This window comes from Arthrobacter sp. U41 (genome assembly GCF_001750145.1).
Taxonomy (GTDB): domain Bacteria; phylum Actinomycetota; class Actinomycetes; order Actinomycetales; family Micrococcaceae; genus Arthrobacter.
The window spans coordinates 2,839,534-2,858,251 of sequence record NZ_CP015732.1 but is presented as its reverse complement, the minus strand read 5'-3'; the positions used below and the strand labels follow the sequence as shown (position 1 = coordinate 2,858,251).

The window sequence follows — 18,718 nt, the reverse complement described above, 5'->3', positions numbered from 1 at the left end:
GTATAGGCATATCCTGCATTGCCCGGGGAGGACTCTGGCATGATGGGGCGATGACAGAACAAGCCGGCATCGGCTAGAAAATGCCCGAGCTTCCGGAAGTCGCGGCCCTGACGGATTTTCTCGCCGGGCACCTGCGCGGGGCCGTTGTCACGAAGGTCCAGCTCGTCTCTTTCGCGGTGCTCAAAACGGCGGATCCTCCTTTCTCCGGGCTGGAGGGCAGGACCGTGACCGGGGTGCGCCGCTTTGGCAAGTTTGTCAGCCTGGAGGCCGACGGGCTGTATTTCGTCTTTCACCTGGCCCGGGCCGGCTGGGTCCGCTTCACCGACGCGCCCACCGGTATCCCGCTGAGGATGGGCAAGGGACATCTTGCGGCGCGGCTTTCGTTTTCCAGTGGCACCGGCCCGCTGGGCCTCGACCTGACCGAGGCCGGCACGAAAAAGAGCCTGGCCATCTACGTGGTCCGGGATCCGCACGAGGTGCCCGGAATCGCCGCGCTGGGACCTGATCCGTTCAGTCCCGGCTTCGACGTCGATGCCCTGGCGGCGATCCTTGCTGCCAGTTCCCAGCAAATCAAGGGTGTGCTGCGGAGCCAGAGTGTGATTGCCGGCATCGGGAACGCCTACAGCGACGAGATCCTGCACGCGGCGAGGATCTCACCATTCGCCATTGCCCGGTCCCTGGACCGGGATGCGGTCCGGGTGCTCTACGACGCCATCCACAGCATTCTGGGCACGGCCCTGCGGGAAGCCGCCGGCAAAGCGCCCCATGAGCTCAAGGACACCAAGCGGAGCCATATGAGGGTCCACGGCCGGACCGGCGAAGCGTGTCCGGTGTGCGGGGACACCGTCCGCGAGGTGTCCTTCGCGGACACTGCCCTGCAGTACTGCCCCGGCTGCCAGACGAAGGGAAAGATCCTGGCTGACCGCCGGACCTCGCGCTTCCTGAAGTAGCTGTTCGGGCGTGGGGTGCGGCGGCGGCGTCCGGGCCGGAGAAACAGAAAACCCCGCCATTCCCTGATCGGGAATGACGGGGTACTTTCTGTTGGTCGGGCTGACAGGATTTGAACCTGCGACCCCTTGACCCCCAGTCAAGTGCGCTACCAAGCTGCGCTACAGCCCGTTAGTCCCGCCGTTCTCCGCTCTCGATGAGATTCTCCTGGATATCCAGAAGATTTCATCTGAGCAGTCCGGCCGAACCACCTCCAAAAGCTTACACGATTCCGGAGGGTGCCCGTGACACTTTCTGCATGTCACGGGCGAGGTGTGTCGGAATTAACGCTTCTTGCCGCGCTTTTCCCGCACACGCATGTTGACCTCGATCGGCGTGCCCTCGAAGCCGAAGGTTTCGCGGAGCCGGCGGGTGATGAAGCGCCGGTAGCCCGGGTCCAGGAACCCGGTGGTGAACAGCACGAACTTCGGCGGACGGCTGGAGGCCTGGGTGCCGAAGAGGATGCGGGGCTGCTTGCCGCCGCGGACCGGGTGCGGGTGGGCGGCGACCAGTTCGCCGAGGAAGGCGTTGAGCCGGCCGGTGGGGATGCGCTTGTCCCAGCTCTCCAGGGCGGTGTCCAGGGCCGGGACCAGCCGGTCCTTGTGCCATCCGGTCAGCGCCGAGATGTTCACGCGCGGCGCCCAGGCCACGTGGGCGAGGTCCTGCTCGATTTCACGTTCCAGGTAGATGCGCCGTTCGTCATCGAGCAGGTCCCACTTGTTGAAGGCGAGAACCAGGGCCCGGCCGGATTCGATGGCGAGCTGCAGGATGCGGACATCCTGCTCGCTGAGCACTTCGTCCACGGCGAGGAGCACAACGGCGACCTCCGCCTTTTCGAGCGCGCTCTGGGTGCGCAGGGAAGCGTAGAAGTCGGCGCCCTGTGCCATGTGCTGGCGGCGGCGGATGCCGGCGGTGTCCACGAAACGCCAGGTGCGGCCGCCGAGTTCGATGAACTCATCGACCGGGTCCCGGGTGGTGCCGGCGGTGTTGTCCACAACAACGCGCTCAGAGCCGGCCAGCTTGTTCAGCAGCGAGGACTTGCCGACGTTCGGACGCCCGATCAGGGCGATGCGGCGCGGACCGCCGGAGCGCTCCAGGCCCTCGATCGTGGAGTACTCGGGCAGGGTGTCCATCACGTGGTCCAGGAGGTCGGCGACGCCCCGTCCGTGCAGTGCGGAGACCGGGTACGGCTCGCCGAAGCCGAGGCCCCAGAGCCGTGCCGAGTCGGCTTCCTGGGCGAAGTCGTCCACCTTGTTGGCCACCATGATGACCGGCTTCTTGGACTTGCGGAGCATCTTCACGACGGCTTCGTCCGTGGCGGTGGCGCCAACGGCCGAGTCGACGACGAAGAGCACGGCGTCGGCAAGCTCCACAGCCATCTCGGCCTGTTCGGCGACGCGGGCATGGATGCCGCGGGCGTCGTGCTCCCAGCCGCCGGTGTCGACGACCGTGAAGTTCCGGCCGTTCCACGTGGCGGAGTACATCACACGGTCACGGGTGACGCCGGGGGTGTCTTCGACCACGGCTTCGCGGCGGCCGAGGATCCGATTCACCAGGGTGGACTTGCCCACGTTGGGCCGGCCGATGATGGCCAGGACCGGATCCAGCTTGACCGGACCGTCGAAGTCCTCGTCGTCGAACTCGCCGCTCAGGAGGGCGGCGTCGTCTTCATCCAGCTCATAGTCGTCCAGGCCGGCCCGGAGGGAGGCCGCGCGGACCTCTGCTTCCTCATCGTCCAGGGCGGCAAGGTGCTCGGCCACCTGGTCCGTGCCGGTGGGCGTGTATTCGTCTTCGCCGGCGCCAAATTGGCCGGAGGTTTGAGTCGTATCGCTCATTGCACTTTCCTTATGGGGTGATCTGCCGGCGTCCCGGCTACTGCTTCATGACGTTCTTGCGGGGAATCCGCGTCGGGCAAGGGCTGCCCTGTTCTTAGGATCGAGTCCTGGACATGGCGCGCCAGCGCGGCGCGGATCTCGGTTCCGGCCCTGTCCATTGAAACACGCCCGGTCTCACCGGGCCTGCGGCTGACGTTGAGGGCTCCGCCGAAGCTGACGTGCAGCCGGCGGCGGAACCGTGGAACGGCGTCGAGGTGTTCGCCGCCCTTCCGGGTGCCGAGGATGGCCACGGGGACCACGGTCGCGCCGGAGTTCAGCGCGAGCCAGGCGACCCCCTTGTTGATGGCGGAGGCTTCACCGCTCCCCCGCGTCCCCTCGGGCAGTATCCCCACGCACCGTCCGGCGTCGAGCACGCTCTTGGCCGTGAGGAGGGCCGCCCGGTCGCCCGAGCGGTCGACTGCCAGCTGGCCGGAGGCCTGGAGCACCCGGCCGAGGAAGCCGGTGAACATTTCCTGCTTGACCAGGATGTGCATGGCTCGCGGTGATGCCCCGAACATGACGGGTCCGTCCAGGAAGCTGATGTGGTTGCCGGCGAAGATCACCGGACCGGTGGCCGGGACGTTGGACCGTCCGGTGACCGAGGTCCGGTAGAGGACATGGTCCAGCATCCAGCCCACGGGCCGGCTCCAGAGCGTGGTCCAGCGGGCCGGGAGCCCGGCGTCGGGCCGCGGCCGCTGCCTGGCGTCAGTCACGGTGGAGCGCCTGGTGGTTGACGATGCCGTTGACGATGCTGAGCGCGGCGTCGACGGTTTCGGCGAAGTCGAGTTCCGAGGAATCCAGCGTCACCACCCCGTCAGCGGCCCGGGTGAAGTTCACCACGGTCGAGTCCTTCGCGTCGCGCTGGGTGACCTGCGCTGCGAGCTGTTCGGCGTTCTGGCTGCCGCCGAGCTGGATGCCCCGGCGGCGCAGGCGCGCCTCCTCGCTCGCGGTGAGCAGCATCCGCACTTCGGCGTGGGGCGCGACGACGGTGGTGATGTCCCGGCCCTCGACCACCATGCGGTGGTGGTGCTTTTCGATCAGTTCGCGCTGCCGGCGGATCAGTTCGGTGCGGGCGCCCAGGGTGGTGGCGACGGCGCTGACGGCGGCGGATATCGCCGGCTCGCGGATCGCGTGCGTGACGTCGGTGCCGCCGACCCGGACGTATTCCTCCAGCGGGCTGGTGCTGATTTCCAGCGCCAGGCTCCTGGCCGCAGCCTCGACGGCGGCGCCGTCGTTCAGGTCCGTGCCGCTGTCCAGGCAGAACCAGGTCAGGGCACGGTACATCGCGCCGGTGTCAAGGTAGGCCAGTTTGAGCCGGCGTGCCACCTCTTTGCTGACGCTGGACTTGCCCGATCCGGACGGCCCGTCGATGGCTACGACGAGGCTTTTCCCGGGACGGAGAATCTCCACGGTTTCGATAAGTTCCTGGGTCATTACTGGAGTACCCGCCATCCACGGTCGTTGAGGGCTTCGATGAGCAGTTCGTGTTTGTTCGGCAGCACGGAGATTTCCACCATGCCCACGTTCTGGCCCGAGGAGTGATCCAGCCGGAGGTCCTCGAGGTTGACGCCGATCTCGCCGATCTCCGTCAGGAGCCGGGCGATCTGTCCCGGGGTGTCATCGACCAGGACCGTCAGCCAGGAGTAGCTCTGCGGGGGTCCGCCGTGCTTGCCCGGGATACGGGACTGGCCGGCGTTGCCTTCGCTGATCAGCTGGGCGAGATCGAGCCGGGCACCGGGCGCTGTCGGGTTCTCGAGCGTGCCGATGACCCGGTTGAGGTCCGCCCGGACCCCGTGCAGGATTTCCACGACCTTCTCCGCGTTCGCGCCGAGGATCTGCACCCACAGGGTCGGATCACTCGCCGCGATCCGGGTGACATCCCGCAGTCCGTTGCCCGCGAGGGAGAGCGCGTGCAGGGGGGTGCCCTGCAGCCGGCTGGCCACCAGCGAGGACACGATCTGGGGCACGTGCGAGACGAGCGCCACCGCCTCGTCGTGTTCCTCGGCCCCGAATTCGGACACGACGGCGCCGAGGTCCATGGCCAGCGCACGCGCTGCCTGCAGGGCCTGGGGCAGTGTCTCCTCCGACGGGCAGAGGACCCACGGCATGGAGGTGAAGAGCTCTCCGCGGGCAGCGACGGGACCCGACTTTTCCCGGCCGGCCATCGGGTGGGTGCCCACGTAGCGGCTGAGGTCGGCGCCGCGGGCGCGGAGCTCGGCCTGGATGCCGGCCTTGACGCTGGCGATGTCCACGACGGTTGCCCCCGGGTAGTCCGCGAGGGCGCGTTCCACCACGTCCGCCGTGACATCCGGCGGAGCGGCGACCACCACGAGTTCCGGCCGGTCCCCGTCAAGGCGCGCCAAGGGCAGGCCGGCGCCGATGTCGACGGCGACGGCCTGGTTGGTGGGCGAAGGGTCGGAGAGGAAGACAGCCACTCCGCGGCCCCGCAGCCCCAGCCCGATGCTGGTGCCCAGGAGCCCGGTCCCCACGACCACCAACGGACCGTTGAGGTGGCCGCGGCCGTGGGTGCGAAAGGCGGACATGCCTACAGCCCTACGGATGCCAGCAGGTGGCCGACTTCCTGCCTGCCGAGGTTGCGGATGCTGCCCTGGCGCTGGTCACCCAGGCCGATGGGGCCGACCTTCACGCGGACCAGCCGGAGCACCGGGAAGCCGACAGCGTCGAAGAGGCGGCGGACAATCCGGTTCTTGCCGGAGTGCAGCACGACCTCGATCAGCACGTGGCCCGGGGTGGAGTCCACCAGCTTGAAGGAGTCCACCGAAGCGATGCCGTCCTCGAGTTCTACGCCGGCCTTGAGCTGGGCGCCTACCCCCTGCGGGAACGGCCCGCGGACCTGCACCAGGTAGGTCTTGGGGACCTCGTAGGAAGGGTGCGTCAGGCGGTTGGCGAGTTCGCCGTCGTTGGTCAGCAGCAGCAGTCCCTCGGTGGCGACGTCGAGGCGCCCGACGTGGAACAGGCGTTCGCCGTGGCTGTTGCGGACGAAGTCGCTGATGCAGGGACGTCCGTCCGGGTCTTCCATCGTGGAGACAACGCCCTTGGGCTTGTTGAACACCATGTAGACCATGTTCTCGTCCAGCTGGATGCGGAGGCCGTCGACGTGGATCACGGCGGTCTTCGGGTCGACGCGGACGCCGAGCTCGGTGACGACCTGGCCGTCGACTTCAACCCGGCCCTCGGAGATCATTTCTTCGCAGACACGCCGTGAGGCGACGCCGGCCGAGGCCATGACCTTCTGCAGGCGGATGCCGTCCTGGTCGTGCACTTCAGACTGGGGCACCTCGGCGCGGGGTCCGCGCTTGCGGGCCGGCTTGCGCACGGGCCCGAGGTTCTGGCCGAAGCGTTCGCTGCCGAACGCGCGCGCGCCGGCAGTCTTGGGCGCGCCGGTGCGCGGCTTGGGCTTGAGCGCACCGGGTGTGCCGGGGGCCTTGCCGAAGCCGGGCTTGCGGGCGGCCGCCTTGCGGGCCGCTTCCTTGCCGGAGGGCGCTTTGGACTTCCAGTCGCCGGAGGCAGGCTTGCCGGCGGGCGCGCCGTCGGGTCCCTGCAGGTCCGGATCGATGAAGGCCTCTTCGCGGGGCTTGGGGTGCTTGAAGGGGCGGTCTCCGCCGCCCTTGAAGCCTGCTCCCCCGCCGCGGCCTGCTGCCCCGCCCTGTGCGCCGCGGCCTGCGCCGCCCTTGTAGTCGGCTCCGCCACTGCGCCCGGCGCCGCCCTGCGCGCCGCGGCCGGAGCCCTGCGCTGAATTTTGTCCGGCACTGTTGCGTCCGGAACTGTTACGTGGTGAACCCTGGCGTCCCGCCTGTGTCATGACCCGTCCTTCGTTTGTTGGCCAACGGCCGCTGTCTCCCGACAACACCCGCCGGCCGGGGCAAAAAGCCTCTGCCCCGGTGGATACTCGTGCGCAGGCAGTGGTTCCTGCCTACATTCTTCCTGCGTCGTAGAACTCTTCGATGCCTTCCAGCCCCGGAAGATGGGGTGAAAGTTGCGGCAATTCCGCCACCGAGCCGATTCCCATTCGCTCCAGGAAATACGACGTCGTGCGGTACAGGATGGCCCCGGACTCGGGATCAGTTCCCGAGTCCTCGATCAGCCCCCGCTGCGTCAGCGTCCGCACGACAGAGTCAACATTGACTCCTCGAATTGCAGACACCCGCGCCCTTGAGACGGGCTGGCGGTAAGCGATGACGGCGAGCGTTTCGAGCGCCGCCTGCGTCAGCCTGGCCGTTTGTCCCTCCAGCACGAACCCGCCGACGATGTCGGCGAACTCAGCGCGTGAATAGATCCGCCAGCCTCCGGCGATATTCCGCAATTCAAAACCCCGGGGGGTGGCACTGAAGCCGTTGAAACTGGCATCGTGCACATCCGGGGCATTAACAGTATAGCCGTTGTACTCCCGCTGCAGTTCCACGAGCAGCCCCTCGACGGCGTCGACGGGCACGTCCAGGCCGGTGGCGAGCTCCGTCGCCGTCGCCGGCTGGTCGATCACCATCAGGACCGCCTCGAGGGCCGCGCGGGCGCCGCCGGGCAGGCTGCTGACGTCGGCGCCGCCGGGCAGGCTGCTGATGTCGGGGCCGGCGTCGTTTCCTGCTGCCGGTGCCGCCTCAGCGGAGGCGTCGGCGGCTGTGTCGGCGGCTGCCCGCCCGGGCCGGTTCTGGTTCACGGCTGCTCCTCATATTCTTCACTCAGGTTCTCGCTGTTCCAGGCCTCCGGGCCCGCAGTCCAGCGGATCGTCAGGTCCCCCAGCGGCAGCACCTGCTCGAAGGCCACGGCCCGGTCCCGGAACAGCTCCAGCAGCGCCAGGAACCGTGCCACGACCACGAGGGTGGACTCGGCGTCGGCGGTCAGGGCCCGGAAGGTGAGCGGCGCGCCCGGCCGCAGCCGGCGGCCGAGCAGTTCGGCCTGCTCCTTGACGCTGACGGGGGTGCCGTGCAGGTGGGCCAGGCCGATCTCGGTGGGCGCGGCTTCCCGGGGCTTGAGCGCGGCCTCTGCCAGGCCGGCGAACTGCGCCGGGGTGTGCCGCCAGAGAAGCTCCGGCAGCAGCGCGGCGAAGTGGCCCTCCAGGGCGACCTGCCGCGGATACCGGAGGGCTTCAAGCTCGAGGGTGGAACCCATCATCCCCGCCACATGCTTGAACGCCTTGTACTGCAGGAGCCGTGCGAAGAGCAGGTCCCGGGCCTCGAGCAGCGCGATGTCCTCCTCGTCCTCCACCTCGCCGGCCGGCAGCAGCCGGGCGGCCTTGAGGTCCAGCAAGGTGGCGGCGATGACGAGGAATTCGCTGGCCTCGTCCAGGGCCCACTCCTCGCCCAGGTTCTGCAGGCGCCTGATGTACTTGATGAACTCGTCGGTCACGGTGGACAGCGCCACTTCCGTGATGTCCAGCTGGTGCTTGGAAATCAGGCCGAGGAGGAGGTCGAAGGGGCCGGTGAAGTTGGCAAGCCGGACCTCGAAGCCGGGCTTCTTCGCGTTCTCCCGGCCCGGCGGAGTGAGGTCCGCCGCCGGAGCGCCTGCCCCTGCCACGGCCCTGACTAGGGCGCGCCGCCGCGCGAAATAAGCTCTTTGGCCAGGTTCCGGTAGGCGTCGGCGCCGATGTGGTTGCCGGCGTAGCTGGTGATCGGCTCGGCCGCGACGGTGGCGTCGGCGAACTTGATGGACCGTTTGATGACGGTCTCGAAGACCTTGTCGCCGAAGGCCTCCACCAGGCGGGAGATCACCTCGCGGCTGTGCAGGGTCCGGGCGTCGTACATGGTGGCGAGGACGCCGTCGACCTGGAGCCGCGGGTTCAGGCGGTCCTGGACCTTGTCGATGGTCTCGACCAGCAGTGCCACGGCGCGCAGGGCGAAGAACTCGCAGATCAGCGGGATGATGACGCCGTGGGCGGCGGTCAGTGCGTTGACGGTGAGCAGCCCCAGCGAGGGCTGGCAGTCGATCAGGACGACGTCGTAGTCGTCCTCAACCTTTTTCAGGGCCCGGTCCAGCACCTGTTCGCGGGCCACTTCGTTGACGAGCTGGACTTCCGCGGCGGAGAGGTCGATGTTGGCCGGGAGCAGATCCAGGTTTTCCACGCCGGTTTTGTGGATGGCGTCGCGGATGTCGACCTTGCGGTCCATCAGCACATTGTAGACCGTGAGATCCAGTTCGTGCGGGTTGATGCCGAGGCCGGCGGAGAGGGCACCCTGCGGGTCGAAGTCCACGACGAGCACACGGCGGCCGAATTCCGCCAGCGCGGCCGCCAGGTTGATGGTGGAGGTGGTTTTACCCACTCCGCCCTTCTGGTTGACCATGGCGATGACCCGCGCGGGACCGTGGGATGACAGCGGTGCCGGCTCCGGAAAGTCGCGGTGCGGGCGCCCGGTGGGGCCCATGACGGCGTCTTCCAGATCGAGTTCGGTGCCTTCCAGAGTTGCTGAACCCTGTTCGCTGCTCACGTATCTATCCACACTTTCGATGACGGTGATTCTCGTGCCTGATCTTGCTGCCACTGGACTTCCAGCGCCGATCTTATTCCTCACAAGGTTACAGCGCCCGACACGGTATTCCGTGGACCTTGACAGCCGCCGTTTTATGAGCCTCAACCCTCTGGTAGAAGTCGAAGGTTGCCGGCGGGGCACACAAAACCGCCCGGACGCTGGTCGGCGTCCGGGCGGTTGTGGCCGCTGTGCGGCAGGGGTGGAACGGCTCAGGCGTTGGCCAGGACCGGCTTTTCCGGAGCCGCGGCCGCCTCGTGCTCACCATGTCCGGCGATCATGGTCTGCTCGTCGAAGGGCTCGACGCCGGAGAGGACGCGCTCGACCTGACCGCCGTCGATCTCCTTGACCCAGGTGCCGATCAGCACGGTGGCCACGGCGTTGCCGGTGAAGTTGGTCAGGGCGCGGGCCTCGGACATGAACCGGTCGATCCCGACGATCATGCCGACGCCGCCGAGCAGTTCCGGCTTGTGGGCCTGCAGCCCGGCAGCCAGGGTGGCCAGGCCGGCACCGGTGACACCGGCAGCGCCCTTGGAGGCGATGATCATGAAGATCAGCAGCGAGACCTGGGCGCCCAGGTCAAGCGGGGTGCCCATGGCGTTGGCCACGAAGAGGGAGGCCATGGTCAGGTAGATCGCGGTGCCGTCGAGGTTGAAGGAGTAACCGGTGGGGACCGTGACGCCAACAACCGGCTTGGACACACCGAGGTGTTCCATCTTCGCGATCAGGCGGGGCAGCGCGGCTTCGGAGGAGGACGTGGAGAAGATCAGCAGGTATTCGCGGCCAAGATACTTCATCAGCCGGAAGATGTTGAGGCCGGCGACGATCTTGAGCAGGCCGCCGAGGATCACCACGATGAACAGGGCGCAGGTGATGTAGAACGCAACCATCAGGGTGGCCATGCTGAGGATGGCCTGCACGCCGGTGGCACCGACGACGGCGGCGATCGCGCCGAAGGCTCCGACCGGGGCCAGCCACATGATCATGACCAGGATGCGGAAGACGAGGGCCTGGCCGTAGCCGACTGCCTTGAGGATCGGTGCACCCTGGGCGCCCATCTGCTGGAGGGCGAAGCCGACCAGGAGCGCGGCGAGCAGCGTCGGCAGGACCGGGATGTCGCCCGGGATGATGCCGAGCAGGAACTCGACCGTGCTGTCCGTGGCGGCTTTTTTGCTCGGGTCATAGGGGGCGAGCTTGAGGCCCTCGCCCGGGTGGATCAGGTTGCCGACGACGAGGCCGATGGCCAGCGCGAAGGTGGACATCACCATGAAGTAGCCCAGGGCCAGGCCGCCGACCTTGCCGACCGTGGCTGCCTTGGCGATGGAACCGATGCCCAGCACGATGGTGCAGAAGATGACCGGGCCGATCATCATCTTGATGAGTTTGATGAATCCGTCGCCCAGCGGCTTCAGGGACTTGGCGAACTCCGGGAACATCAGTCCGACCAGGGCGCCGAGGATGACGGCCGCAATGACCGCGATGTAGAGATAATGGGACTTGTCGAGCCCCTTGCGCTTCTTGACCGGCGTCGCGGCCAGTGCCGCCGACTCTCCTCTTTGAGAGGCCATGGTGTTCTCCTTGGATAGGCTGGACGTCGGTGCGGCACAGGCTGTGGGCCGATCCCGTCCGTTTGTGCGTGTTCCACCATCATTGGGGATGGAGTGATGCGCATCACCGTTGCGTTCATATTGGTCATGGAAGGTTTGGATGATCCACCACTGGAGCATCGCCCGACGGCTGTTCGTGGCCCATCTGCTGTTTATGCTGACCCTGACGGCCTTCGTCGGCACCGCCACGTTCGTTGATGCCCGCGACCAGGCCTACGACGAGGCCGGCCGGCGGATGGCCGCCGTAGCGACCGCCGTGGCCGACAACCCCCTGGTGCTTGACGCGGCGGACGCCGCGGATCCCTCCGCCCTGCTGCAGCCCTACGCGATGAAGGTCACGGAGGACGCGGACGCGGATTTCATCACGATCATGGCGCCGGACCGCACCCGGTGGACCCACCCCCGGGATGAGGAACTGGGCAAGCCCTATATCGGCTCCATCGATGCGGCCCTGGACGGCGAGGTCTTCACCGAGATCACCGCCGGCACGCTCGGCCCCTCGGTCCGCACCATCGCCCCGGTGCAGGACGCGGACGGCACCGTGCGGGCACTGGTCGCGGCCGGCGTCACCGTCCGCACCGTGGACATCGCCGTCTCCGGCAGGCTGCCGGCGCTCGTGGCCATCGGGCTGGCCCTGCTCGCGGGCGGATCGCTGGCATCCTGGCTGCTGGGACGGTACCTGCGGCAGGTGACCCGCGGCTGGGGCCCGGAGCAGCTCGCGCAGCTCTTCGCTTACTACGAATCGGTGCTGCGCTCTGTCCGCGAGGGCGTCATCCTGATCGATCCCAGGGGCAAGGTGGTGATGTACAACGACCAGGCCGCCGAACTGCTGGGACTCACCCCGCGGTCCGACGACGGCGGCGCACCTGCCCCCGGCAAAAGGGCCGCCGCTGACGGCAGGCAACAGGAGGCGCCCTCACTCGAGGCGCTCCCGCTGGCCCCCAGCCTCCGGGAACTGTTCGAATCGGGCCGGACCGCGCTCGACGAGATCCACCTGACCGGCTCACGGATCCTGGTTGTGAACCAGGGACGGGCCGTCGGGCCCGGATCCGCCGGCGGACGCAGCAACCCGGCCGTCTACGGCACCGTGGCCACGATCCGGGACCGCACGGAAATCGAGTCGCTCGGCAGCGAGCTGAAAACCATGCGTACGCTCTCCGACGCCCTGCACGCCCAGACCCACGAACACGCCAACCGGCTTCACACGATCGTCTCCCTGATGGAACTCGGACGCGGTGCCGAAGCCCTGGACTTCGCCACCCAGGACCTGGAGCTCAGCCAGCGGCTGACCGATGACGTGGTGAGCTCCGTCGACGAGCCCGTCCTGGGGGCCCTGATCATGGGCAAGGCCGCCGAGGCCCACGAACGGGGCGTCGAACTGAGCCTCAACACCGCCGGGACCGGGAGCGGCCCGACCGCCGTGTCCGGGCTGGCCGTGCAGGACCTCGTGGCGATCCTCGGCAACCTCCTGGACAACGCCATCGACGCGGCCGCCGAGGCTCCGGCGCCCAAACTCGTGGAACTCACGGTGGAAGCGAACGGCGGGGCCCTTGAAATCACGGTGGAGGACAGCGGACCCGGGATCGATCCGCAGGCCGTGGAGGACATCTTCCGGCACGGCTTCAGCACCAAGTCGCCGGGGCCGTTCGGCCGGGGCCTGGGCCTGGCACTGGTCCGCCAGGCGGTGCACCGGCTCGGCGGTACCATGACAATCACGAGCCCGGCCGGGGCACTGTTCCGCGTCACGCTGCCAACGGCTTCGCCGACAATACCGCCGGCACCGCCGCCGGGATCACTGACCACCAAGGGACAGCAATGACCAAGATCCGTGTACTCGTCGTCGAAGACGAGCCCATCGCGGCGGCAGCCCACGCCGCCTACGTCGGCCGGCTGGAGGGATTCACCCTGGCTGGATCGGCCCCGGACGGACAGTCCGCGCTCCGGCTGATGACGGAATTCGCGGCGGCGGGCACGCCGGTGGACCTGGTGCTGCTGGACATGAACCTTCCGGACCTGCACGGCCTCGACATCGCGCGCCGGATGCGGGCTGCCGGGCTGTTCGCGGACATCATCGCCATCACCGCCGTCCGGGAACTGAACATTGTCCGCAGCGCGGTGGCCACGGGCGTGGTGCAGTATCTGATCAAGCCCTTCACCTTTGCCACCTTCGCGGACAAGCTCAGCAGCTACCGGAACTTCCGGGAGCATTTGGCTTCCCCCGCCGCCGGGCAGGCCGGTCCCGGGGCGTCGCAGAGCGATGTGGACCAGGCCTTCGCGAGCCTGCGGGCTCCTTCGGAACTGCCGCTGCCCAAGGGGCTGGCGCCGTCCACGCTGGACTCGGTGCAGGACTTCATGAAGCTGCAGTCCGGGGCGGTGTCGGCCAGCGAGGTGATGGACGCCCTCGGCATGTCCCGGGTGACCGCGCGGCGCTACCTGGAATACCTCGCCGACGCCGGCACGGTCACCCGGACGGCGCGTTACGGCGCGCCCGGCCGGCCGGAGAACGAATACCGCTGGGCCCGGCCGGTCCGGTAAGCGGCGCCGGCGTTTACGCGGGCCGCTCCCCCGCGGCGGCGGGACGCAGGGTTCCGATGAGCTGGTCGATCACACCGGCGTCCTCAATCGTCGAGGGCACCACATAGTCGTCGCCGTCGGCGATCTGGCGCATGGTCTTGCGCAGGATCTTGCCGGAGCGGGTCTTGGGCAGGGCCTCCACCACGGTGACGTGCTTGAAGTCCGCCACGGCGCCGATGTCCCGCCGGACCAGCGCGATCAGGTCCTTGACCAGGATCTCCTCGGGCACATCGACCCCTGACTTCAGCACCACGTAGCCGCTGGGGCGCTGGCCCTTCAACGGGTCCGCCAGTCCGATCACGGCGCACTCGGCAACTGCCGGGTGCTGGCCGATCACCTGTTCCATGGCGCCGGTGGAGAGCCGGTGGCCGGCGACATTGATGATGTCGTCGGTGCGGCCCATCACGAACAGATAACCGTCCTCATCCCGGTAGCCGGAATCGCCGGTGGCGTAGTAGCCCTCGAACGCCTGCAGGTAGGAGGAGATGTAGCGTTCGTCGTTGCCCCAGAGCGTTGTCAGCGTGCCCGGCGGCAGCGGGAGGGCCAGGACGATGTTGCCTTCCGCCCCCGTTTCGACATCCGCCCCCGACCCGTCGACGATGTTCAGCTTGAAGCCGGGCATCGGCACACTGGGCGAGCCGGCCTTGATCGGCAGCCCGTCCAGCCCGCGGGGGTTGGCGCAGATGGCCCAGCCGGTCTCGGTCTGCCACCAGTGGTCCACCACCGGCACGCCCAGGGTCCGCGAGGCCCAGTGGAAGGTGTCGGTGTCGAGCCGCTCGCCGGCGGCAAACAGGGTGCGCAGGCTGGAGATGTCGTATTTCTCGAGCAGCTTCGCCTCGGGGTCCGCCTTCCGGATGGCCCGCAGGGCGGTCGGGGCGGTGAACAGCACGTTGACCTTGTGGTCCTGGATGACCCGCCAGAAGGCACCGGCGTCAGGGGTGCCGACAGGCTTGCCTTCGTAGATGACGGTCGTGGCGCCGGCCAGCAGCGGCCCGTACACGATGTAGGAGTGCCCGACGACCCAGCCGACGTCGGATGCGGTCCACATCACGTCGCCGGGGCCGACGTCGTAGATGTTCTCCAGGGTCCAGCTGAGCGCCACCGCGTGGCCGCCGTTGTCCCGCACGACGCCCTTGGGGGCGCCGGTGGTTCCCGACGTGTAGAGGATGTAGAGCGGATCAGTGGCTTTGACGTCAACCGGGGCGGCGGGCGCGGCGGCGGCCATCTCGGCGTCCCAGTCCAGCCAGCCGGCATGCCCGGCCACCGAGGAGGCGAAGCCTTCCCTGGCCTTGACGAGCACCGGCGTGTCCGGCGCTCCGGCCAGGCCGAGGGCTTCCGCGACGGCGGGCAGGTACTCGATCCGGCGCGAGGGTTCGATGCCGCCGGAGGCCGTGACCACCGCGGCGGGGGCGGCGTCGCGGATGCGGGCGGCGAGTTCCTTGGGGGCGAAGCCGCCGAAGACGACGGAGTGCACGGCGCCGAGCCGGGCCGTGGCGAGCATGGCGATGGCCGCCTCGGGGATCATCGGCATGTAGATCACGACGCGGTCGCCCTTGCCCACGCCCTGGCTGCGCAGGACGCCGGCGAACCGGGCGACGAGGTCCGTCAGCTCCGCATAGCTGTAGCGCCGCTGCGTGCCGAGCATCGCGGAGTCATAAATCAGGGCGTCCTGCCCGCCCCGCCCCTCCTCCACATGGCGGTCCAGCGCGTTGTAGGAGGTGTTCAGCACGCCGTCAGGGAACCAGTCGTACAACGGCGCCCTGCTGGAATCCAGGGCCCGCTGAGGAGGGGCGGTCCAGGAGATCTTCCCTGCGGCTTCCAGCCAGAATGCTTCGGGCTTCTCCAGGCTGCGTGCGTAGCTGTCCTGGTAATTCTTGCTAACCATGAAAATGAGTCCCGTCCACGACGATGTGATGGTGCTCATGGTAGCCCCGACGGGGCGCAGGGCACAAGGCTTGTGTATACAGAGAGGCGTTCCACTGGGCGGGTTTTCCGGGAAAGTGGCCAAAATGCTGGGCAAATCCGATGGGCGTGTATACACTGGACAGCGTCAGCCAATGAAGGAGGCAGGATGCGCGCCAGTGATCGGGCCTATGCGGCCCTGCGTGAGGACATCATCGAATGGCGCCTGGCGCCCGGGACGGTGCTCGCGGAAGTGGAGCAGTCCGAGCGGCTCGGCATCTCGCGCACCCCGCTGCGGGAGGCCCTCAGCCGGCTGACCGCGGAAGGCCTGACGACGACGGCGGGCGGCCGCGGCGTCGTCGTGACCGACATCTCGCTGGACGATATCGACGAACTTTTCGAACTCCGCGAAACCCTCGAGGGCAAAGCCGCGGCACTGGCCGCTGAACGCGGCGATGCCGCCACCTTCGAACAGCTCCGCAACGAGCTGCGCCTGGCGCCGGCGCTGATCAGCGCCGGGGACCCCGCCCGGCACGCCTACTACGGACTGGTCGGACGGCTGGACACAGCCATCGACGCCGCGATCCACAACTCCTACCTCGCCCAGGCGATGCGCAGCCTGCGCGTCCACCTGGTCCGGGTCCGCCGGCTGGCGGCCGACGACGCCGAACGGCTCACCGCCGCCGCGGCCGAGCATGCCGCCATCGCCGAGGCGATCGCGGCCGGCAATCCCCGGCTGGCCGAAGCCGCCACCACGCTTCATCTGCACCGCAGTCTTTCCCACGTCAAAGCCACCCACGTACCTCACTAATGAAGGAGCACACCATGGTTAAGGAACACCACGTCCGCGTTTACAAGAGCGAGGAAAACCTGCCCCGCGAGGACCAGCTCGCGTTCAAGATTGCGACGGTGGCCGCCGACCCCGTCGCCGTCTCCGAGGAGGTCACCGACATGGTGATCAACCGGGTGATCGACAACGCCTCGGTGGCGATTGCCTCGCTGAACCGTGCTCCGATCGTCGCGGCCCGCGCCCAGGCGCTGACCCACGGCCCCACCACGGGCGGCAAGGGCTCGAAGGTCTTCGGCATCGACGAACCCGTCGCGGTCGAATGGGCTGCCTGGGCGAACGGCGTCGCCGTCCGTGAGCTCGACTACCACGACACCTTCCTCGCCGCGGAGTACTCCCACCCGGGCGACAACATCCCGCCGATCCTCGCCGTGGCCCAGCACGTGGGCTCCAGCGGCCAGGACCTGGTCCGCGGCATCGCCACCGGCTACGAGATCCAGGTCAACCTGGTCAAGGCCATCTGCCTGCACAAGCACAAGATCGACCACGTCGCCCACCTGGGCCCCTCCGCCGCCGCCGGTATCGGCACCCTGCTGGGGCTCGACGTCGAGACGATCTTCCAGTCCATCGGCCAGGCGCTGCACACCACCACCGCCACGCGGCAGTCGCGCAAGGGCGAGATCTCCACCTGGAAGGCCCACGCCCCGGCGTTTGCCGGCAAGATGGCCGTCGAATCCGCGGACCGTGCCATCCGCGGCCAGACCTCACCCGTGCCGATCTACGAAGGCGAGGACGGCGTCATCGCCTGGATGCTGGACGGCCCGGACGCCTCCTACACGGTGCCGCTGCCGACACCCGGCGAACCCAAGCGCGCCATCATGGACACGTACACCAAGGAGCACTCGGCCGAATACCAGGCCCAGGCGTGGATTGACCTGGCCCGCAAGCTCCACGGCGAGCACCCCGAGGTCACCGACCCGGCCAACGTGGCGTCCGTGCTGATCAAGACCAGCCACCACACCCACTTCGTGATCGGCTCCGGCGCCAACGATCCGCAGAAGTACAGCCCCACGGCAAGCCGCGAGACGCTGGACCACTCCATCCCGTACATCTTCACGGTCGCCCTGCAGGACGGCGCCTGGCACCACGTCGATTCCTACGCCCCGGAACGCGCCGCACGCCCGGACACCGTGGAACTCTGGCACAAAGTCACCACCGTCGAGGATCCGGAGTGGACCCGCCGCTACCATTCCCTCGACATCGCCGAGAAGGCCTTCGGCGGCACCGTGGTCATCACGCTCAAGGACGGCACGGTCATTACCGACGAGATCGCCGTCGCCGACGCCCACCCGCTGGGCGCCCGGCCCTTCGCCCGGGAACAGTACGTGAACAAGTTCCGCACCCTCGCCGCCGGCCTCGTCGCCGAAGAGGAAATCGAGCGTTTCCTGGCCGCCGCCGCCCGCCTGCCCGAGCTCGCCGCCGGTGAGCTGGACCAGCTCAACATCAAGGCCGCCGACGGCGTGATCGATCTGGCCGCTGCACCCAAGGGGCTCTTCTAATGCTGTATTCGAAGGTCACCCCGGAGCAGAAGCGCGTCCGCTTCCGCGAGCTCCTGGCCTCCGGGACGATCCAGCAGTTCCCGGGCGCGTTCAACCCGCTCTCGGCGCGGCTGATCGAGGAAAAGGGCTTCGCCGGGGTCTACATTTCCGGCGCCGTGCTGGCCAATGACCTGGGCCTGCCGGACATCGGCCTGACCACGCTCACCGAGGTCGCCACCCGGGCCGGGCAGATCGCCCGGATGACGGACCTGCCCAGCATTGTCGACGCCGACACCGGCTTCGGCGAGCCGATGAACGTGGCCCGCTCGGTCCAGGAACTCGAGAACGCCGGCCTCGCCGGCCTGCACATCGAGGACCAGTTCAACCCCAAGCGCTGCGGCCACCTCGACGGCAAAAACGTCGTGGACCTGGACACCGCCACCAAGCGCATCCGGGCGGCTGCCGATGCCCGGCGTGACCCGAACTTCCTGATCATGGCGCGGACCGACATCCGTGCCACGGACGGTCTGTCGGCCACGCAGGACCGCGCAAAGGCCCTGGTCGAGGCCGGGGCTGACGCCATCTTCCCGGAGGCCATGAAGGACCTCAGCGAGTTCCAGGCGATCCGCGACGCCGTCGACGTGCCGATCCTGGCCAACATGACCGAGTTCGGCCAGAGCGCGCTGTTCACGGTGGACCAGCTCGCCGGCGTCGGGGTCAACATGATCATCTACCCGGTGACGCTGCTCCGTAGTGCCATGGGCGCTGCGGAGCGTACGCTGGAATCGATCAAGGCTGACGGCACCCAGGAGGCCCAGGTCGGGACCATGCTCACCCGGGCGCGTTTGTATGACCTCGTCGACTACGAGGCGTACAACAGCTTCGACACCGGGGTTTTCAATTTCCAGGTCCCGGGCCAGTAAGCCCCGCATCGGACTTCCGGCTCCGGCCGGTTTCAACAGGCGACAGG

Annotated in this window: 16 protein-coding genes and 1 tRNA gene; 6 read left to right on the top strand and 11 right to left on the bottom strand. The window is 68.1% G+C overall.

Annotated features, from left to right (window positions below; translation table 11 throughout):
- Positions 1-80 precede the first annotated feature (80 nt).
- Positions 81-950, top strand: a complete 870-nt coding sequence (locus ASPU41_RS13015) for an Fpg/Nei family DNA glycosylase (RefSeq protein ID WP_069951272.1) — start codon at positions 81-83, stop codon at positions 948-950.
- A 92-nt stretch (positions 951-1,042) separates the two neighbouring features.
- Here ASPU41_RS13015 and ASPU41_RS13010 read toward each other — a convergent pair.
- The 10 genes from ASPU41_RS13010 to ASPU41_RS12965 all read right to left on the bottom strand — a co-directional run bounded on the left by ASPU41_RS13010 (position 1,043) and on the right by ASPU41_RS12965 (position 10,908).
- Positions 1,043-1,119 (bottom strand) — tRNA-Pro (locus ASPU41_RS13010).
- Positions 1,120-1,271: 152 nt separating this feature from the next.
- Positions 1,272-2,822, bottom strand: coding sequence for a ribosome biogenesis GTPase Der (der, locus tag ASPU41_RS13005; protein ID WP_069951271.1), 1,551 nt, complete (start codon positions 2,820-2,822; stop codon positions 1,272-1,274).
- On the bottom strand, positions 2,819-3,499 hold the full coding sequence (locus ASPU41_RS13000; RefSeq protein WP_069952687.1) for a lysophospholipid acyltransferase family protein: 681 nt from the start codon (positions 3,497-3,499) through the stop codon (positions 2,819-2,821). Before ASPU41_RS13000 ends, der begins: the two co-directional genes overlap by 4 nt.
- Before the next feature lie 67 nt (positions 3,500-3,566).
- Positions 3,567-4,295, bottom strand: coding sequence for a (d)CMP kinase (cmk, locus tag ASPU41_RS12995; RefSeq protein WP_069951270.1), 729 nt, complete (start codon positions 4,293-4,295; stop codon positions 3,567-3,569).
- Entirely contained in the window at positions 4,295-5,404 is a 1,110-nt protein-coding gene (locus tag ASPU41_RS12990) for a prephenate dehydrogenase (RefSeq protein ID WP_069951269.1), read from the bottom strand. Before ASPU41_RS12990 ends, cmk begins: the two co-directional genes overlap by 1 nt.
- A gap of 2 nt (positions 5,405-5,406) precedes the next feature.
- Entirely contained in the window at positions 5,407-6,684 is a 1,278-nt protein-coding gene (locus ASPU41_RS12985; RefSeq protein WP_069951268.1) for a pseudouridine synthase, read from the bottom strand.
- Between the two features lie 111 nt (positions 6,685-6,795).
- Positions 6,796-7,365, bottom strand: coding sequence for an SMC-Scp complex subunit ScpB (scpB, locus tag ASPU41_RS12980; RefSeq protein WP_231941347.1), 570 nt, complete (start codon positions 7,363-7,365; stop codon positions 6,796-6,798).
- 167 nt (positions 7,366-7,532) lie between these two features.
- Complete coding sequence (locus ASPU41_RS12975) at positions 7,533-8,393, bottom strand: segregation and condensation protein A (RefSeq protein WP_069951267.1); 861 nt, start codon at positions 8,391-8,393, stop codon at positions 7,533-7,535.
- Between the two features lie 8 nt (positions 8,394-8,401).
- Complete coding sequence (locus ASPU41_RS12970; RefSeq protein ID WP_069951266.1) at positions 8,402-9,301, bottom strand: ParA family protein; 900 nt, start codon at positions 9,299-9,301, stop codon at positions 8,402-8,404.
- Positions 9,302-9,552: 251 nt separating this feature from the next.
- Positions 9,553-10,908: a cation:dicarboxylate symporter family transporter gene (locus ASPU41_RS12965; RefSeq protein ID WP_069951265.1), complete on the bottom strand. Its 1,356-nt coding sequence runs from the start codon at positions 10,906-10,908 to the stop codon at positions 9,553-9,555.
- A gap of 139 nt (positions 10,909-11,047) precedes the next feature.
- Between ASPU41_RS12965 and ASPU41_RS12960 the strand changes: the two genes are divergently transcribed.
- A complete protein-coding gene (locus ASPU41_RS12960) occupies positions 11,048-12,766 on the top strand; it encodes a sensor histidine kinase (protein ID WP_069951264.1) in 1,719 nt (572 codons plus the stop codon).
- On the top strand, positions 12,763-13,482 hold the full coding sequence (locus ASPU41_RS12955; RefSeq protein WP_069951263.1) for a response regulator: 720 nt from the start codon (positions 12,763-12,765) through the stop codon (positions 13,480-13,482). Before ASPU41_RS12960 ends, ASPU41_RS12955 begins: the two co-directional genes overlap by 4 nt.
- A 13-nt stretch (positions 13,483-13,495) precedes the next feature.
- Here ASPU41_RS12955 and ASPU41_RS12950 read toward each other — a convergent pair whose 3' ends face one another.
- Positions 13,496-15,406: an AMP-binding protein gene (locus tag ASPU41_RS12950; protein WP_069951262.1), complete on the bottom strand. Its 1,911-nt coding sequence runs from the start codon at positions 15,404-15,406 to the stop codon at positions 13,496-13,498.
- Between the two features lie 186 nt (positions 15,407-15,592).
- Here ASPU41_RS12950 and ASPU41_RS12945 point away from each other — a divergent pair, with 186 nt between their 5' ends.
- From ASPU41_RS12945 to prpB, 3 genes are read left to right on the top strand one after another with little or no spacing between them, the layout of a single operon-like run.
- The gene (locus tag ASPU41_RS12945; RefSeq protein ID WP_069951261.1) at positions 15,593-16,234 is read left to right on the top strand and encodes a GntR family transcriptional regulator; all 642 of its coding nucleotides are present in this window, start codon (positions 15,593-15,595) and stop codon (positions 16,232-16,234) included.
- 14 nt (positions 16,235-16,248) lie between these two features.
- Positions 16,249-17,769, top strand: coding sequence for an MmgE/PrpD family protein (locus ASPU41_RS12940; protein ID WP_069951260.1), 1,521 nt, complete (start codon positions 16,249-16,251; stop codon positions 17,767-17,769).
- Positions 17,769-18,671: a methylisocitrate lyase gene (prpB, locus tag ASPU41_RS12935; protein WP_069951259.1), complete on the top strand. Its 903-nt coding sequence runs from the start codon at positions 17,769-17,771 to the stop codon at positions 18,669-18,671. Before ASPU41_RS12940 ends, prpB begins: the two co-directional genes overlap by 1 nt.
- Positions 18,672-18,718: the final 47 nt, after the last annotated feature.

Coding starts and splice junctions, on each gene's coding strand:
- ASPU41_RS12945 (WP_069951261.1), top strand. CDS start 15,593: ATGCGCGCCAGTGATCGGGCCTATGCGGCCCTGCGTGAGGACATCATC.
- ASPU41_RS12985 (WP_069951268.1), bottom strand. CDS start 6,684: ATGACACAGGCGGGACGCCAGGGTTCACCACGTAACAGTTCCGGACGC.
- ASPU41_RS12940 (WP_069951260.1), top strand. CDS start 16,249: ATGGTTAAGGAACACCACGTCCGCGTTTACAAGAGCGAGGAAAACCTG.
- ASPU41_RS12960 (WP_069951264.1), top strand. CDS start 11,048: ATGATCCACCACTGGAGCATCGCCCGACGGCTGTTCGTGGCCCATCTG.
- ASPU41_RS12950 (WP_069951262.1), bottom strand. CDS start 15,406: ATGGTTAGCAAGAATTACCAGGACAGCTACGCACGCAGCCTGGAGAAG.
- der (WP_069951271.1), bottom strand. CDS start 2,822: ATGAGCGATACGACTCAAACCTCCGGCCAATTTGGCGCCGGCGAAGAC.
- ASPU41_RS12965 (WP_069951265.1), bottom strand. CDS start 10,908: ATGGCCTCTCAAAGAGGAGAGTCGGCGGCACTGGCCGCGACGCCGGTC.
- cmk (WP_069951270.1), bottom strand. CDS start 4,295: ATGACCCAGGAACTTATCGAAACCGTGGAGATTCTCCGTCCCGGGAAA.
- scpB (WP_231941347.1), bottom strand. CDS start 7,365: ATGGTGATCGACCAGCCGGCGACGGCGACGGAGCTCGCCACCGGCCTG.
- ASPU41_RS12990 (WP_069951269.1), bottom strand. CDS start 5,404: ATGTCCGCCTTTCGCACCCACGGCCGCGGCCACCTCAACGGTCCGTTG.
- ASPU41_RS12955 (WP_069951263.1), top strand. CDS start 12,763: ATGACCAAGATCCGTGTACTCGTCGTCGAAGACGAGCCCATCGCGGCG.
- prpB (WP_069951259.1), top strand. CDS start 17,769: ATGCTGTATTCGAAGGTCACCCCGGAGCAGAAGCGCGTCCGCTTCCGC.
- ASPU41_RS13015 (WP_069951272.1), top strand. CDS start 81: ATGCCCGAGCTTCCGGAAGTCGCGGCCCTGACGGATTTTCTCGCCGGG.